Source organism: Sediminibacterium sp. GW821-FHT12F12 (genome assembly GCF_058806635.1).
This window is the reverse complement of sequence record NZ_JBXAPW010000012.1, coordinates 1-15210: the sequence shown is the minus strand read 5'-3', so window position 1 is coordinate 15210 and position 15210 is coordinate 1. Positions and strand designations below refer to the sequence as shown.

At 41.3% G+C, this 15210-nt stretch carries 15 protein-coding genes; 13 read left to right on the top strand and 2 right to left on the bottom strand.

Features of this window, described 5'->3' with window-relative positions:
- Together AC1RNB_RS15020 and AC1RNB_RS15015 are read left to right on the top strand one after the other, a co-directional pair.
- Positions 1-1584: a DHA2 family efflux MFS transporter permease subunit gene (locus tag AC1RNB_RS15020; protein WP_493084107.1), complete on the top strand. Its 1584-nt coding sequence runs from the start codon at positions 1-3 to the stop codon at positions 1582-1584.
- A gap of 130 nt (positions 1585-1714) precedes the next feature.
- Positions 1715-2992, top strand: coding sequence for a TolC family protein (locus tag AC1RNB_RS15015; protein WP_493084105.1), 1278 nt, complete (start codon positions 1715-1717; stop codon positions 2990-2992).
- A 163-nt stretch (positions 2993-3155) separates the two neighbouring features.
- Here the strand turns inward: AC1RNB_RS15015 and AC1RNB_RS15010 are convergent, their stop codons facing one another.
- Positions 3156-3539 (bottom strand): SET domain-containing protein, encoded by a 384-nt coding sequence (locus tag AC1RNB_RS15010; RefSeq protein WP_493084103.1) that lies wholly within the window; start codon positions 3537-3539, stop codon positions 3156-3158.
- 243 nt (positions 3540-3782) lie between these two features.
- Here AC1RNB_RS15010 and mgtE point away from each other — a divergent pair, with 243 nt between their 5' ends.
- The 11 genes from mgtE to AC1RNB_RS14955 all read left to right on the top strand — a co-directional run bounded on the left by mgtE (position 3783) and on the right by AC1RNB_RS14955 (position 14948).
- Positions 3783-5174, top strand: a complete 1392-nt coding sequence (mgtE, locus tag AC1RNB_RS15005) for a magnesium transporter (protein ID WP_493084101.1) — start codon at positions 3783-3785, stop codon at positions 5172-5174.
- Positions 5175-5701: 527 nt separating this feature from the next.
- The gene (locus tag AC1RNB_RS15000; protein ID WP_493084099.1) at positions 5702-6736 is read left to right on the top strand and encodes a phosphotransferase; all 1035 of its coding nucleotides are present in this window, start codon (positions 5702-5704) and stop codon (positions 6734-6736) included.
- Between the two features lie 288 nt (positions 6737-7024).
- The gene (locus AC1RNB_RS14995) at positions 7025-7372 is read left to right on the top strand and encodes a hypothetical protein (protein WP_493084097.1); all 348 of its coding nucleotides are present in this window, start codon (positions 7025-7027) and stop codon (positions 7370-7372) included.
- A 397-nt stretch (positions 7373-7769) separates the two neighbouring features.
- Complete coding sequence (locus AC1RNB_RS14990; RefSeq protein WP_493084095.1) at positions 7770-8876, top strand: ligand-binding sensor domain-containing protein; 1107 nt, start codon at positions 7770-7772, stop codon at positions 8874-8876.
- A 204-nt stretch (positions 8877-9080) separates the two neighbouring features.
- Entirely contained in the window at positions 9081-9695 is a 615-nt protein-coding gene (locus AC1RNB_RS14985) for a VOC family protein (protein ID WP_493084093.1), read from the top strand.
- Positions 9696-9918: 223 nt separating this feature from the next.
- A complete protein-coding gene (locus tag AC1RNB_RS14980; RefSeq protein WP_493084091.1) occupies positions 9919-10488 on the top strand; it encodes a Crp/Fnr family transcriptional regulator in 570 nt (189 codons plus the stop codon).
- A 131-nt stretch (positions 10489-10619) separates the two neighbouring features.
- Positions 10620-11702 carry a serine hydrolase domain-containing protein gene (locus AC1RNB_RS14975; RefSeq protein ID WP_493084089.1) on the top strand — a complete coding sequence of 361 codons (1083 nt, stop codon included), beginning with the start codon at positions 10620-10622 and terminating at the stop codon, positions 11700-11702.
- 10 nt (positions 11703-11712) lie between these two features.
- On the top strand, positions 11713-12057 hold the full coding sequence (locus AC1RNB_RS14970; RefSeq protein WP_493084087.1) for a hypothetical protein: 345 nt from the start codon (positions 11713-11715) through the stop codon (positions 12055-12057).
- A 270-nt stretch (positions 12058-12327) separates the two neighbouring features.
- Positions 12328-12768: an NUDIX domain-containing protein gene (locus AC1RNB_RS14965; RefSeq protein ID WP_493084086.1), complete on the top strand. Its 441-nt coding sequence runs from the start codon at positions 12328-12330 to the stop codon at positions 12766-12768.
- A 463-nt stretch (positions 12769-13231) separates the two neighbouring features.
- Positions 13232-13825, top strand: a complete 594-nt coding sequence (locus AC1RNB_RS14960; protein ID WP_493084084.1) for a plasmid pRiA4b ORF-3 family protein — start codon at positions 13232-13234, stop codon at positions 13823-13825.
- 193 nt (positions 13826-14018) lie between these two features.
- Positions 14019-14948 (top strand): CPBP family intramembrane glutamic endopeptidase, encoded by a 930-nt coding sequence (locus tag AC1RNB_RS14955; RefSeq protein WP_493084082.1) that lies wholly within the window; start codon positions 14019-14021, stop codon positions 14946-14948.
- Positions 14949-14981: 33 nt separating this feature from the next.
- On the opposite strand, the gene AC1RNB_RS14950 is transcribed toward AC1RNB_RS14955, so the two are convergent.
- Positions 14982-15210: hypothetical protein (locus tag AC1RNB_RS14950; protein WP_493084080.1), on the bottom strand; the 229-nt coding region annotated here is incomplete at its 5' end.

The following is a 15210-nucleotide window of genomic DNA, read 5'->3' as shown; positions in this document are numbered from 1 at the left end:
ATGGCAACACCTAAAGGATTTGCGAGGGCGATCATTGTTTTAACCACGGTAACCGCCGCGGTAATGGAACTGATTGATACCTCCATCGTGAACGTGGCACTGAGCGATATGAGTGGAAGCCTTGGCGTGAACATTGAAGACATGAGCTGGGTCATCACGTCCTATGCCATCGCCAATGTGATCATCATTCCGCTCACCGGCTTCCTCGCAGAATATTTCGGAAGAAAGAATTACTATATCGTATCCATGATCATCTTTACCATTGCCTCCTATATGTCCGGGCAATCGGATACACTGGTTGAACTGATCATCTGGCGTTTTATCCAGGGCGTGGGTGGAGGCGCTTTGCTCTCCACTTCGCAGGCCATCCTGTTTGATGCATTTGAACCCAAAGACAGGCCCATCGCTTCCGGTTTATTCGGGATGGGTATCGTGTTAGGCCCAACATTGGGGCCAACACTGGGCGGTTATATCATCGACCATTTTTCCTGGCCCCTGATCTTCATGATCAATATCCCCATCGGGATTCTCGCTACTTTTTTATCCTTCACTTTCATCGAGAAAAAAGAAGGCGAAGGCAAACGCAAAAAAGAGATCAAGATCGATTATACGGGCATCCTCCTACTCTCGGTGGGTATCGGCTGTTTACAGTATGTGCTGGAGAGAGGCGAATCGGAAGACTGGTTCAGCAGCAATATTATCCGCATTACCGCCATACTCGCATTTATCGGTATGGTAGGTTTTATCTGGTACGAACTCAGTATCAAGAACCCGGCCGTTAATTTAAAAATACTCGGTAACCGTAATCTTGCCTTTACTACCATTTTTACTTTTGTAGTGGGTGTGGGATTATTTACTTCCGTATTCGTATTCCCGATTCTCGCGCAACGAACCCTCGGTTTTACGGCGTATGAAACAGGACTTACCCTACTCGCCCCTACGATGATTACGGTAGTAATGATGCCCATCATCGGTAAAACCATGAGTAAGGGTGTGTCGCCCATTCCCTTTGTGGTGGTAGGCTTCCTGCTGTTTGCAGCGTATGCATGGATGAGTGCCAACCTGAGTCCGGATGTAGGCAAGGGCGATTTCTTTCTTCCGCTGGCCCTGCGCGCAGTGGGCATCAGCATGGTGCAGTTACCGCTGATTAACCAGGCGGTAGCAGGCCTCGCGCCCAAAGATTATGCATCGGGTATTGCACTCAATAACATGATACGCCAGCTGGGTGGTGCATTCGGGATTGCTTTGGCCAATAACTATATTGCCCGCCAGTATGCGCAACACCGTTACGACCTGGTAAGCAAAGTAACCGGAGAATCGCAGATGTTTCTCGAGAGAAGTAATACCCTTACCCAGGGATTTATCACCCGTTCGGGCGATGTGGCCGGCGCCAGTAACAAAGCACTCGCCACTATCAATGCCATCATCGACCGGCAATCCTATTATCTCTCTTACCTCGATACCTTCCGCCTCACGGCCCTCTTTTTTGTGCTCGTAATACCCCTGGTGGTGTTTTTACGGGTAAAGAAAAAATCGCCGGCAGAAATAGCAGCTTCGATGAAAGCAGCAGCGGAGAACCATTGAGAGCAAGGAGTGAAGGAGTGAAGGAGTGAATGAGTGGATGAGTGAATGATAGAATTTTAAATAAGAGAATAATCCGCCAAACCGTGATCCGTAATTCGCGAATTAGTTCTAAAGAAAATATATGAATACAATGAAAAATATACTTATTACCGCAAGCCTCCTTCTCGCCCTCTCAGCACAGGCACAGGTGAAGGTGAATACGGAACTGAAGAACCTGATCGGGCAGTCGTTCGGGTATTTTCCTAAGGTGAAAGAAGTGGAGAATACCGTTACCACCGCGCAGGAAAAAATGAACCTGACACAGCTCAACAAATACCCGGATGTAACGGCCGATGCATCGTATGCCTATGTACGTCCGAAAATAGAGCTGCCCATTAACGGCGATAAGTTCCAGTTTGCACCACTGCATAACCTGAACGGGGCCATCAATGCCAATTATGCGCTCTTTGATTTCGGGAGGTTACAGGCCAATATCAACCGCAGTAAAGACGACCTGCAGTTTGCCAAACACCAGGTAGACTATGTAAAAGCACAACTGGCCTACCAGGTAGCCAATGTGTACTACAATATCGTTTTCCTGCAAAAAGCCATCGGTATACAGGACAGTGTACTCAGCTTCCTGAACGAGAACAAACGGATCGTGGAGAGCCAGCTGAAAAACGGAACCGCCTTACGGATTGATCTGCTGAACATACAGGCTTCCATCGATAACGAAGAGAACCGCAAAGTTGATCTGACAAACAGCCTGCAGAAACAACTGAACCTGCTCGAATACACAACAGGTGTGAAACAGAACAACGGTAAAGATTTTGATTTTGATGTGAACCTCACCGATGCGGGCAATGCACTCGCAACCGCACAAACCCAGAACCCGGATTTTATGCTGGCCAAAGACAAGATCCAACAAGCCAGCAGCGATCTCGCTATTACCAGAACGGCCGATAAACCCATGATCGGCTTACGGGCAGCGGCAGGTATCAAAAATGGCTACGTACCTTATATCGGCGATATGCGTTTTAACTATCTCGCCGGTGTATCTTTTACCATGCCCATTTACAATGGCGGTAAAAACAAACAGCAGCAGAAACTGCAGCAGAATATCATCAAACAAAATGAAATGGCCGTAGAAAGCCTGAGCAGTACCTACAAAAAAGATATTGAACAGGCCCTCACTGATATTGCCACCAACCTCGACCGCATCAAAAATACCCGTGGACAAACCGAGCAGGCCCAAAGCGCCCAGTTACTGGCCACCAACCGTTTAAAAAGCGGTACCGGCACCCACCTCGAAATCACCAACGCCGGCGCCAATGTGCAAAGAGCCGCACTCACCAGGCTTCAATATGAATACCAGTTATGTTTAGCTAAATTGGAGTTAACGAGGTTGATGGGGTATCAGTATTGGTAGGGAACAGATGAACAGACGAACAGATGAACAGACGAACAGATGAGCAAGGAACAGATGAACGAAAGAACAAAGAACACAAAACATAGAACAGAAAAAAGACTTGAAGGAATACACTCCGATCGTCTGTTCCTTGTTCCTTGCTCATCTGTTCATCTGTTCAATATCACTTCGCTTCAAACCAAACCAAATCCTCACTATCCGGCTCCGCATTGTAATTGGTAAACAGTTCTTCGCCTTTTTTGATATCGCGTACGGTGGTGATACACATTTCCTGTGCTTCAAAATCCATATCGTAGCGGCAGTTGGCATGATAGGAATGATTGTAGATGGACAAATACCCCCAGGCCACACAGGCCTGTTTGGATTCCGGTCCCCACTCAAAAATATAATTGTACAAAGAAGTTTTCTCTGCGTCTACCCGCTCCGCCTCACTCAATACCAGTACAGGTGATACTTCTATCAGGGTACCCGCCGGAATGTCTTCCGTAGCAAATACCCCACGGCCACGGTAATCGGAAGGTGCTATTTCGATACAGGGAAGGATCATTTTGTGAAGATAAACTTCAAAAAATTAAAAATTAGAAATCAGCAATTAACAATTTACTGGTAAAGCATCCCCTCCCCTCTGTGTACCTCCCCATCTATGGCCTCTGTGTTGAAAAGATCATCACCCGCGCACAGTTACTATTTTCAACACAGAGACCGGAGCAACAGAGGAGCACAGAGGAGAAGCCCATTATCAATTTTTAATTTCTAATTTTTAATTTTTAATTCTTCCTACCTTGCGCCTATGTCGCTCGAACTCGAACAACCCGGCCTTTTTGAGCAGTTTGAACAACTGATCTCAAAAGAAGATAAACTGGAGATCCGGGAATTCCTGGACGACCAGAATATCAGCGACGTGGCCGAACTCATAAACGAGTACCCCGAATACGAGGCGCAGATCATTGCCAATATGGCCATACACCGGGCTTCGAGTGTATTCAAGATCCTCGATATTGCCCAGCAGCGCGATATTGTAAAGGAACTGCCCCCGGCCAAAACCGCCGAACTGCTGAACGAGCTGCCGGCCGATGATCGTACCGACTTTCTCGAAGAATTACCCAAAGCCGCTATCCGCGACCTGATCAAATTACTCGATCCCGAAGAAAGAAAGATCACCCTCTCCCTGCTCGGTTATCCCGAAGATAGTGTGGGCCGTTTGATGACACCCGATTATGTGTTCATCTACCGGCACAACACCATCAACGAAGTATTCGAGACCATCCGCAAACACGCCAAAAGCAGCGAAACCATTGATGTGATCTATGTGATCGATGATAACGGCGAACTGATCGATGATATCCGGATCCGCGATATCATTCTGGCAGCGCCGGATAAACGGGTGGACGAGATCATTGATGGCCGGTATGTTTCGCTGAACGTACACGACGACCAGGAACATGCCAGCCAGGTATTTAAAATGAATAACCGTGTGGCCCTGCCCGTGGTAGATGATCATAACATACTGCTCGGCATTGTTACCATCGATGATATGTTATGGGTGGCCAACGAAGAGTTCAGCGAAGACATGCAGAAAATGGGAGGTACCGAAGCGCTGAACGAGCCTTATCTCGATATTCCCTTACTCAAACTTTTCCGCAAACGCATTGGCTGGCTGGTGGTATTGTTTCTCGGCGAAATGCTCACGGCCACGGCCATGGGGTATTTCGAAGATGAAATTGCCAAAGCTGTGGTACTCGCATTATTTGTACCACTCATTATCTCCAGCGGTGGAAACAGTGGCTCGCAGGCATCCACCCTCATTATACAGGCCATGGCCGTGGGCGAAATTACTATTGCCGATTGGTGGCGCGTACTGCGCCGCGAATTACTGAGTGGAATGCTGCTCGGCACCGTACTCGGCATCATTGGTTTTATCCGTGTGGGTGTATGGCATTCCATTGCACCGGGACTCTACGGTCCGCACTGGATGATGATCGCCTCTACCGTAGGATTCTCACTGGTGGGTGTGGTATTATGGGGCACCCTATCCGGTTCTATGCTGCCTATTTTTCTCAAAAAACTCGGCGCCGACCCGGCCGTATCTTCCGCCCCCTTTGTGGCTACGCTCGTAGATGTTACGGGGCTCATCATTTATTTCAGCTTTGCGTATCTGTTTTTGCAGGGAATTCTATTGTAATGAGAGAATGATAGCATGATAGGATGATAGAATGGTAAAAGCAATAGATCCTGCACTTATAGAAAAGAGAGGGCCGATTCACAACTCCGCGAAACTCCCCGCTCTCCCCCCCTGCGGTGAAAATAAATCTCCCTCATACACGCACTGCTAAATCTTATAAGCCGATTCCCGGCTTCTGTTTTCATGGCATCGCCGCTTGTGTCACTCACTGGGGCGTTCGGGTTGCATGGCGGCTGTAATTAAATGATCTAAAAGGATGTGTATTCCCCAGAAACTGCCTGCTCTTTATAGTATTATCATCACGATTCAGCAAATATATAGGTAGAACAACTCAGATTTATACGCAAGTAAGTACAGGGAATATGCAAAATATCACAACATCTTTCGATGACTTATAATATATTTTCCTATATTCATTAGACGCCGGTTACACATGCAAAGCCGAGCTAAATGGTTGTATTGGTTCAATGGTTTAGCAATTATAATTAAGTTAGGCACAATTTTACAGCAGACAACAAAACAGATCAATGGCACATTTTCCAGTAACAAATTCCACTCTTTCAGCTACACATATAGGACAGTTTATACAGGAGAAATATTCTTTGAGTACAGACACCAGATGTCAATTAATAAAAGCTGGGATCAATGATACATATTTAGTAACCGACAACTCAGATAAATTTGTATTTAGGGTTTATAGTTTAAATTGGCGTTCAGAAACGGAGATTGACGAAGAAATTAAATTGCTGAATCAACTAAAAGAAAATACCATTCCCATTTCCTATCCACTATCAGACAAAGAAAATAACTACATACAAATACTAAGTGCCCCGGAAGGAGACAGATTTGCTGTACTTTTTACATTTGCATCTGGTGAAAAAAAGCACATAATTTCAGAAGAAACTCACTTTCAAATCGGACAACTGATAGCTCAAATTCATAAAATAACCATTGATCAGAAATTAAATCGCATAAACTATACGCCAGAACTCATTCTTATTGATTCACTTAAAGAGATATCGATCTTTTTGAAAAGTGATACGGAAGAAATGAACTTTATGAGGTCGGCTCAAACGTACCTGTTAAGGGAGTTTGGAAATGCTGACACTTTGCAAATCAGACAGGGAATTGTTCATCTTGATATTTGGTTTGACAATCTTAACATCACCAACGAAAACCAAGTAACCATTTTCGACTTCGATTTCTGCGGAAACGGTTGGCTTTGCTTAGATATTGCTTACTATATTTTACAACTACACAATATTGAAAAATATGACACTAAAGATTATCAGCCCAAAGTTGATATTTTCCTAAAAGGGTATGAATCAATAACACCAATAAGCGCAGAAGAAAGACGACTTATTCCTATGCTTGGTGTAAGCTTATATTTTTTCTACTTAGGTGTACAATGTAAGCGTTACGATAATTGGTCGAACACTTTTTTTAGTGAAAATTATTTAAAAAGATTTATCAACGGACTTGTTAAAAGATACTATGACATTTATAAACTTGGAACAAAAAAAATTGTGCCTAACAGCAACCAAAAGAAATTGGTGATTTAGTAGCTAAATAAAGTTTTGGGCTTCATATCAAGTTCTGTGCTGGCAGACAGTTTTGTTTTTTACTTTTATATATTTTTTCAATGGTTTATCACTTTAGTATTTTTATTTGATACAGTTTTGCTCAAGTTTTAATACGCGGATACTGTATGCAGTTCAAGAATCAAAATTAGCTTGGCAAAATATATTTGAGTAGCCTGATACATATCTTTAATATGATACTATGTTCAGAAAATTAATTTCCTCATTTCTACTTTTGCAGCATTTCTGTTTATAAGTTGTAAAGCTTTTATGCATGGTTATACCTGGCGTAAAGCAGAAAACTCCTATTATTTAGTTACAGGCAACAAAGACAATTTTGGCAACAGAAGATTAAATTACAACAAGGGTTTTCATCGAAACTCGGCATTATCAAGTTTCCTTGACTGTAAGTGTAACGATAGAGGACAGCCACAATTTATTTATGAGTACATTTCGGAAAATAAATGTAGAGGCATTAAACTTTTTTATGCAAAAATCGACTCGTTTTTTATTTTTGAAGAACCCAAAAAAGGTAAACTAAACTCTGTATTAAAGGAAGCACGAAAAATGGATGATTATGAACGGCAGACGTTTGAAAGATTAAAACCAGGCAGATAATTGAAAAACTAAGTAAGGTATATAACATCCGATTATATGCAGAATGGGATTGCCTACAATTAGAAACAAACTGTAAATACAGGCTGTAATAAATTCTCCGCAGGATCAGCCTATAAAAAGAAACCTCCCGGCATGGATCTCGCAATGACCCCGTGGAGGCTGCGGTGATCTTGAGTAAGCTTTTTCTTTCGCTTCTTCTACCTACCACTAAAAGCCTCTGCCTGGATATCTCGCAGATTCCTCGAAGCTTCAGACCTACCAAATCCACCTGGTCTATAAAATATATCACCAGCTTTTGTATCTTTAATTCAGCAGCGGTTAGCCAGGAACGACAGAAGATAACACCACTACTACTTAAAGCCCCCGCCCGTTGTGCGTCATATTAGAAAAACCCGAAATGGACAAAAAATTTAAATTGACATATCTAATACTCATATTAACACTGAACTTTTCCTGCGTTGAAAAGAAATCAACAGAAAATGAACTGAACAAGACTGAATTGGCAGAGACTTCAAAAAACGACACCCTAAAATTTACCTCAGGAATTCGTGCTATCTATCAAGACAGCAAAGGATATTATTGGTTTGGAAGTCTTCAAGAAGGAGTAGCAGTCTACAATGGCAAATCATTCATTTACTTTAATAGCGATAACGGATTGTCGGACAACCAAATTCACAACATCCAGGAAGACAAAAAGGGTGTTATTTGGTTTAATACGCAAAGGGGAGTGAGCAGTTATGATGGGACAAAAATAGTGAATCACACTAAAGCAGAGATAGAAAAATCACAAACTAATTTCCCAATTCATAGCAATGAATCATTACAAGGTCAATGGATGAAATCAGATAACGACCTTTGGTTTGAAGCTGGAACCAAAGAAGGGGTTTACAGATACGATGGACAAAAATTAACTTATTTAGCGTTTCCACACCGCAAAGTCCTTAATCATTATGATAATTTATTTGCTGTAACCAGTATTTCAAAAGGAAAAAAGAAAATGATTTGGTTTGGCACTTACGCAGGTGTTTTTGGCTATGATGGAAACGGATTTACAATCATCAATGATGAAACATTAGGATTTGATAGAAATATTGCCCCACTTCATATTAGAAGTATTTTCGAAGACTCAAAAGGCAGACTTTGGATTGGTAATAATGGAATAGGAGTATTACTGAAGGAAGGTGACTCAATCATTAATTTTTCTGAAAAAAATAACTTAATTCACCCCACAAGTGGAAGAAAAGGTGATAAATCAATGCCTGGCACTCTCGAACACATTTTCACAATTGCAGAAGATGGAAAAGGTAATATTTGGTTTGGAGACAGAGATGCGGGAATTTGGAAATATGATAGTGTAAAGATGACTAATTACACAAAGAAAGATGGACTTACCGATGAGAATGCCCTATCAATTTTCGAAGATAATAAAGGTGAATTGTGGTTTGGAATGGCAGACGGGAAAATATATAAATTTAACGGAAAGACATTTGAAAAGCAATTTTAAGAAACACGAACGTACAACAGCGGTTTGGCGTAATGGCGGGTGCAGTGCTTCGTATGACAGTTTTGTGATAGGTTCAGGTCAGTTCTTCGATTGAACTATTGTGCTGAAAATCTGTCACTACACCAAATCTCAAAAAGTTAGCAACACCCGACATACAGACAATTCCGGCTGAAATTATTTACTTTCCAAAAAACAAATAAAGCTATGAAAAAGAAAATACCTGTTTTTTTGAAAATAATCACGATAGCTATTGTAATGGGTTGTGGCAATTCTCAACAGAATGCCGACAACAAGAGTAACATAGATACAATCACTAATCAAACTCTACTAAAAAAGCCTGATATGATCACGCAAAAGATAACACCCTGCCTGTGGGTTGATAAAGATGCAAAAGCAGTAGCAGACTATTATCTTTCCATTTTCAAAAACGGGAAACTGAAAGAATACCACCAATATAAAAATCCACCGGAAGCAAAAGCACAAGGAGGTCAGGACAGTTTTGAAACAGCTGTCATGGAAATGGGCAATATAGAATTTAATATTTTAGCTGCAGGCCCTTATTTCAAATTTAATGAATCAGTTTCGTTTGTTATTACTTGCAAAGATCAGGCAGAAGTAGATTATTACTGGAATGCCCTAACCGCAAACGGGGGACAAGAAAGTGCATGTGGTTGGTGCAAAGACAAATATGGTTTATCATGGCAGGTGGTACCTGTTGAATATTTTGATCTGATAAACAGTGACGATCCTGCAGTCAGAGAAAAAGCTATGCGGAATACACTAAAACAGAAAAAATTAATACTTTCAGAACTTAAATAAGCGGCCTGCTATCGGGTAAGCCGTATTTTTAATATTACAGCGGTATTATAACGCTAATATGTATTCTCTGTGGTGCAAGTTTGACGCTTTATTATATGAGATGAGCTGGTATAGAAATTATTGTTTTATCAACACTAGTTTCCCTTTTCCGAAGAGTCTCCCAGCGGGGGCTCTTCGTTTAGAATGACAAAATACATACGAATAGGTAAATTCACGATGATCTATGATCTCTCCAGAATTTTTATACAGCAACATACCTGAAAAACAGTCGAAATATTTTTTCTCCATCATTCAAAAAATAGGGAAAGAAAAGCTCATTAAAAAAGGGGAGACCATTATACGTTATGGCTCGCACCCCTCCTTCTTTTTTTACATTATCAGTGGTGCCTGTAAAACCTCTCTGAAAAAAGATGACAAAGCGTACATACTTGGCTTCACCTTTGAGGGTGATGTTGATTGCTGTCCTGCTTCCCTGTTAAAAGGGAATGCAAACAATTTTGCCATCGAAGCAGTGCTCGACAGCAAAATACTCATCTGCGAATTGAGAGATTTTCAAAAAACCTGTACCGCAGATAAATACACCAGTATCACCCATAATATCATGGCCAATTATATATCCATCCTGGAAAACAGGGTCATAGAAGCCATTTCCTTAACGGCGGAGCAGCGTTACCAGCAATTATTACTGCAGCAACCCTCGTTAATTGAGAAGATTCCGCTGGTGCATATTGCGGCTTATTTAGGCATTACACAGGAAAGGCTGAGCCGCATCAGAAAAAAAAGTAAGGCTTGACTTAGGTCAAATCATGCAGCCTTGCACTGCCCTACATTTGTATTCAAATAAAATACGAGCCAGAAATTGAATGAACGCTGAGAAGGCGCAAATAAGCTGGCAAAAAAGGAACGCTAAAAACCAGAGGCTGGATGAAAAAAACAATTACTTTTTTCTGTTTAGGAATTTCCGCAATGGTTTTTGGGCAAAAAACGGTTGCATTTGCTGATTCCATCCGTAAGGCGCATAAGATCCCCGAGATCAGTTACGCAGTGGTAAACAGCAGATCAATTCTAGAAATAGCCGCATTGGGCAAACATTCCATCAACCTTTCCGATACCGCAACATTGGATGACAGGTTCCACATTGGCTCAAATACCAAAGCAATGACGGCCTACCTGGTTGCCAAATACGTGGAAACCGGGAAATTGAGATGGACCACCAAATTCTTTGACCTGTTTCCCGATTGGGCAGCCAAAAGTGATCCGGCATACGCAAGTATCACCTTACTGGATCTGCTTACACACAGAGCAGGGATCCAACCTTTTCAGGGAGAGAACGACCCGCAAATACCCGGTTTCAAAGGAACCAACCCGGAAAAAAGAAAACAATTTGGTCGGTTTGTATTGACGCTGGAACCGGTAAAGCCAGATGCGCAGCATCCGTTCATTTATTCCAATGCCGGCTATACATTGGCCACATTGATGCTGGAAAAAGTTGCTCATAAAAGCTGGGAACAGCTGATCGACAAAATATTCAACAAAGACTTAGGCTTACGTGTAAAATTATCCTGGCCCGAAAATCAAACACGAAAAGACACCTGGGGACATAGTACCGAAAACGACAAACTCACACCTGTTCCCTCCACTGTTGATTATCATTTAGATTATACCGAACCCGCAGGAGACCTGAATATCAAACTGAAGGACTACATCAAATTCATCCAACTCAACTTAAAAGGGCTGGAAGGGAAAGATAATTACCTGACAGCGGAAACCTATAGATTCATACACAAAGGGGTAGCCAATTATTCCCTGGGCTGGTTCAATATTTATGAAAATGGAACAGAACTTTCTGTGCATTCGGGAACCGGAGCATTTACGTATTTCACGCTGGTTCATATAGACAGATTAAAAAACAAGGCTTATATCATTTTTACAAACTCTTTCAATGCAGGAACGCAGCAAGGGTTAAGACTATTGATGAGAAAGCTTAAAGAAAATTACGGCAGTTAACAAAATTCAAATGAAAATCGTACTAACCATACTCGGGCTTATAAATGGTGGCTTTATGCTACTTGACGGAATTTTTGTTATAATCAAGGGGAAATACATTGGACCTGAAAAACCCGGTCCCTGGGCTGAACTTTTTTATAAAATGAACATCGATGTTTTTAAGCTTGGGTGGCTTTTTACTTTGTATGGACTACTTTGGTTAGTATGGATTTATGCCATATGGACAAACAAACAATGGACCTACCTATTTGGTCTGATAATCAGCATACTGACATTATGGTATTTACCCGCAGGTACACTAATTTCAATACTAGTTTTGGCAATACTTTTGTTTTGGAGAAACAAAATCGGGTAACGAAAGCATTTGCATTTTCCTCAGGCCATACCTACCTACTAAAAAAAACCGGCATGAGTCTCGCAAAAACCCCGTGGAGGCCAAGGTGGCGTTGAGCAGACCATATGAACTTTTGCTGAGCATAAAATATAGTTCCAACTTTTGTATCTTTATTCAGCAGGATTCCTCCTGGCTCAACGAAATATATCTATCAACTGCTGTAAGCCCTGTCTGCTGGCCGAAAAGGTTTACCTTTCCTTAAAATACAACACAGGCTTACAATAATTTTGCATGAACACTACAAAACAGATATTACCAGCAGTAGCAGCAGCGATCTTTAATGACAAAGGAGAGGTGCTGTTACAAAAACGAAAAGACGTAAATAAATGGTGCATCATATCAGGACACGTAGAATTTGGTGAGACAGTCGAAGCCGCTATCTTAAGAGAAATTGAAGAAGAAACAAATAGTAAAGCAGTTATTGTTCGTTTCATAGGTATTTATTCTTCACCTACTTCGCAGACGTATCATTACCAGGATAAAACAGTTCAATATATTACTTCCTATTTTGAAGCAAAGTTGACAAATCCCATTAATACAAACTATTCAAACACCGAAACACTGGAATTGAAGTTTTTTCACCCGGAGAATCTTCCCAAGGACTTTGCATTGATCAATGCGAATTGGCTGACAGATGCTTTACACAGAGACAACACTGTTTTTATTCGTTAAGGTAGCGGCACCTGCTAACAAAATTTGCCAGCGACCAGGATGGCATATAATTCTTCCTCTCGTTACTCACCAAAGAAATCCCCTCGCATGGGGCTCGCTGAGATTATTGTGTACCCATATTTCGAGAGAGCCTTGCGGGAACAGATCATAAGTTTATTGCCATGTGTATCCCGAAGACACAATTGCGCACCCAGCCTATCGAAATACCCAGCCAAAACTGCGCTGGTTTTGAATAGACTATGTAGATCCGGCTGAGAAAAGATCTCCTGCACAAAGCCAACTTCACTATGAAAACTCCGAACTAAACAAAGTGCCCACAAACAGGAAAAGAATACTGCTTTGTGTTTAAACATCCCTAAACCGATTTATCTTCTTTGATAATTATATATTCGGAAAAGTAAGTATTTTGGGAATGGGTACATGCTCACAACCTGAATTAGCTGCTATTTTAAACTATAAGAACATGAAAGAAATAATTCAAATAAAGATTTCTATCGAACAATCAAACCCGGTCATCTGGCGCGAAATCCTTCTACAAAAGGACACATCGTTCTTTGAATTACATCATATTATTCAGATTGCAATGGGCTGGCATAATTACCATTTATTTGAATTTAATCTCGAAGGATACAGAATAGGAGAAATTATTGAAGATGACATCACTGCTGGGTTTGGAAGCGATCAACTACTTGATGCAAAAGAGGTGAAACTGGCTGATGTAATTTCAGACACAAAAGAATACATTAATTACCTGTACGATTTTGGAGACAATTGGAGACATAAAATCAAAGTCGAAAAATTCTTAGACCGTGATGATGCATTACAATATCCTGTCTGCATGAATGGACAAATGAACTGTCCGCCCGAAGATTGCGGAGGAACAGCTTCTTTTTATTACTATTTAGACATTTTAAACAACAAAAAGCATCCGGAGTATAAACAAATAAAAGAGTGGTTCCCGAAAAAATATGATGCCATAACATTTGACAAAGAAAAGACCAATAAACAGTTGGGAAAACTGAAGAGCTATATTTCAAGGTGGATGAAGGGACAGTAAAATGGCAGTCAATATCAGCTTATCGCAATTGGCGGGGCCGATCTAAGGTTCCTTTTATAGGCAATAGTTCCTGCCTCCCCATTGGGTCTGCAGAATATATCATCAGCGCAGGTATCTTTATTTCAATAAAACATATATTCGTCTGAAAAAAAGCAATAAACCCTATTACACAATTTCAGCTGATATTAACCAAATGAACGCAACAAAAAAATTCATGACGGCAGGCTTGGCTATCTATTGCATGGCCGTACTTTATCTGCACTTTACTTTTCAAATACCCTTCTCAGATTTTTATGAAGTAATTTTTATTATAGGCATTTGCTTTTCTTTCATAGCGTGGCAGTTTACAAAAAACACTCCTGTACATCATGACAAACCTTTACTGAAAAATGAGATCTGGCTCATAGCACTACTCGTTGCCTGGATTACGTTTTACATCACCTATGGGGGATCACTTTTGGATAAATTATTTCCTCCGGCATGGCTACAAAATCCAAAATCAGCAACTGTTCTCATTTTTGTGAAAAAACTATTTGTATTTGTTATTATTCCGTTTACTATATATACGTCATCCGGATTTACAGTAAAAGACTTCGGATTAAAGAATACTGCAGTAAAATTTCCCGGAAGAAAAACCTTGGTTGTTTTTATACTGCTTTCTGTAGCGGCTGTTTTGTTTCAGTATTTTGCAGGTAATGGAAGTAAACCGATACGTACAGGGCAATTCAGCAGCTGGCAACTGATTACCGGCATACCACTATGTTTTGTGTATCTTTTTTTTGATGCCGGTTTCATTGAAGAGTTTTTCTTTCGCGGATGGCTGCAGTCCCGGTTGTCTTTACTACTAAAATCGTCTGTCAGTGGCATTGTTTGCACCGCTATCATTTTTGGGCTCGTTCATGCACCAGGTCTGTTTCTAAGAGGTGCAGAGAGTGAAGGCATGGGAGAACAAATGCCTTTTTTATTCTGGGCAGCCTATACAATTGTTTATATGGGTGTTGCTGGTATCTTCCTTGGCATCGTTTACAACAGAACAAAAAATTTATATCTTGTAATAGCCATCCATGCAATGTTTGACCTGTTACCCAATCTTCCTGCGTTTATAAAAACATGGCATCTTTAGTTTTCCCTGTTCGCAAATATTTCCAGCGAATACTTAACCTGCCGCCAGCATTTTTCCCGCACCGCAATATTTTACTTCCTCTATCGTATCGTTGGGCCCCGGTTTACCCATCTGTATGCCGGCAGCCATTACCAGGCTATGCTGTTCAGTTAGTACAATAGCCGCGGGGCTTATACTGTTGTTCTTGATCACCTGTAAGGACAGAAAAAGTTCCTCTCCCGGCAGGGCAACCGTAACCGGTAACCAGCTCGATGAATACAGC

Coding starts and splice junctions, on each gene's coding strand:
- AC1RNB_RS15020 (WP_493084107.1), top strand. CDS start 1: ATGGCAACACCTAAAGGATTTGCGAGGGCGATCATTGTTTTAACCACG.
- AC1RNB_RS14995 (WP_493084097.1), top strand. CDS start 7,025: ATGCATGGTTATACCTGGCGTAAAGCAGAAAACTCCTATTATTTAGTT.
- AC1RNB_RS14980 (WP_493084091.1), top strand. CDS start 9,919: ATGATCTCTCCAGAATTTTTATACAGCAACATACCTGAAAAACAGTCG.
- AC1RNB_RS14985 (WP_493084093.1), top strand. CDS start 9,081: ATGAAAAAGAAAATACCTGTTTTTTTGAAAATAATCACGATAGCTATT.
- AC1RNB_RS14970 (WP_493084087.1), top strand. CDS start 11,713: ATGAAAATCGTACTAACCATACTCGGGCTTATAAATGGTGGCTTTATG.
- AC1RNB_RS14960 (WP_493084084.1), top strand. CDS start 13,232: ATGAAAGAAATAATTCAAATAAAGATTTCTATCGAACAATCAAACCCG.
- AC1RNB_RS15000 (WP_493084099.1), top strand. CDS start 5,702: ATGGCACATTTTCCAGTAACAAATTCCACTCTTTCAGCTACACATATA.
- mgtE (WP_493084101.1), top strand. CDS start 3,783: ATGTCGCTCGAACTCGAACAACCCGGCCTTTTTGAGCAGTTTGAACAA.
- AC1RNB_RS14965 (WP_493084086.1), top strand. CDS start 12,328: ATGAACACTACAAAACAGATATTACCAGCAGTAGCAGCAGCGATCTTT.
- AC1RNB_RS14955 (WP_493084082.1), top strand. CDS start 14,019: ATGAACGCAACAAAAAAATTCATGACGGCAGGCTTGGCTATCTATTGC.
- AC1RNB_RS15010 (WP_493084103.1), bottom strand. CDS start 3,539: ATGATCCTTCCCTGTATCGAAATAGCACCTTCCGATTACCGTGGCCGT.
- AC1RNB_RS14990 (WP_493084095.1), top strand. CDS start 7,770: ATGGACAAAAAATTTAAATTGACATATCTAATACTCATATTAACACTG.
- AC1RNB_RS15015 (WP_493084105.1), top strand. CDS start 1,715: ATGAAAAATATACTTATTACCGCAAGCCTCCTTCTCGCCCTCTCAGCA.
- AC1RNB_RS14975 (WP_493084089.1), top strand. CDS start 10,620: ATGAAAAAAACAATTACTTTTTTCTGTTTAGGAATTTCCGCAATGGTT.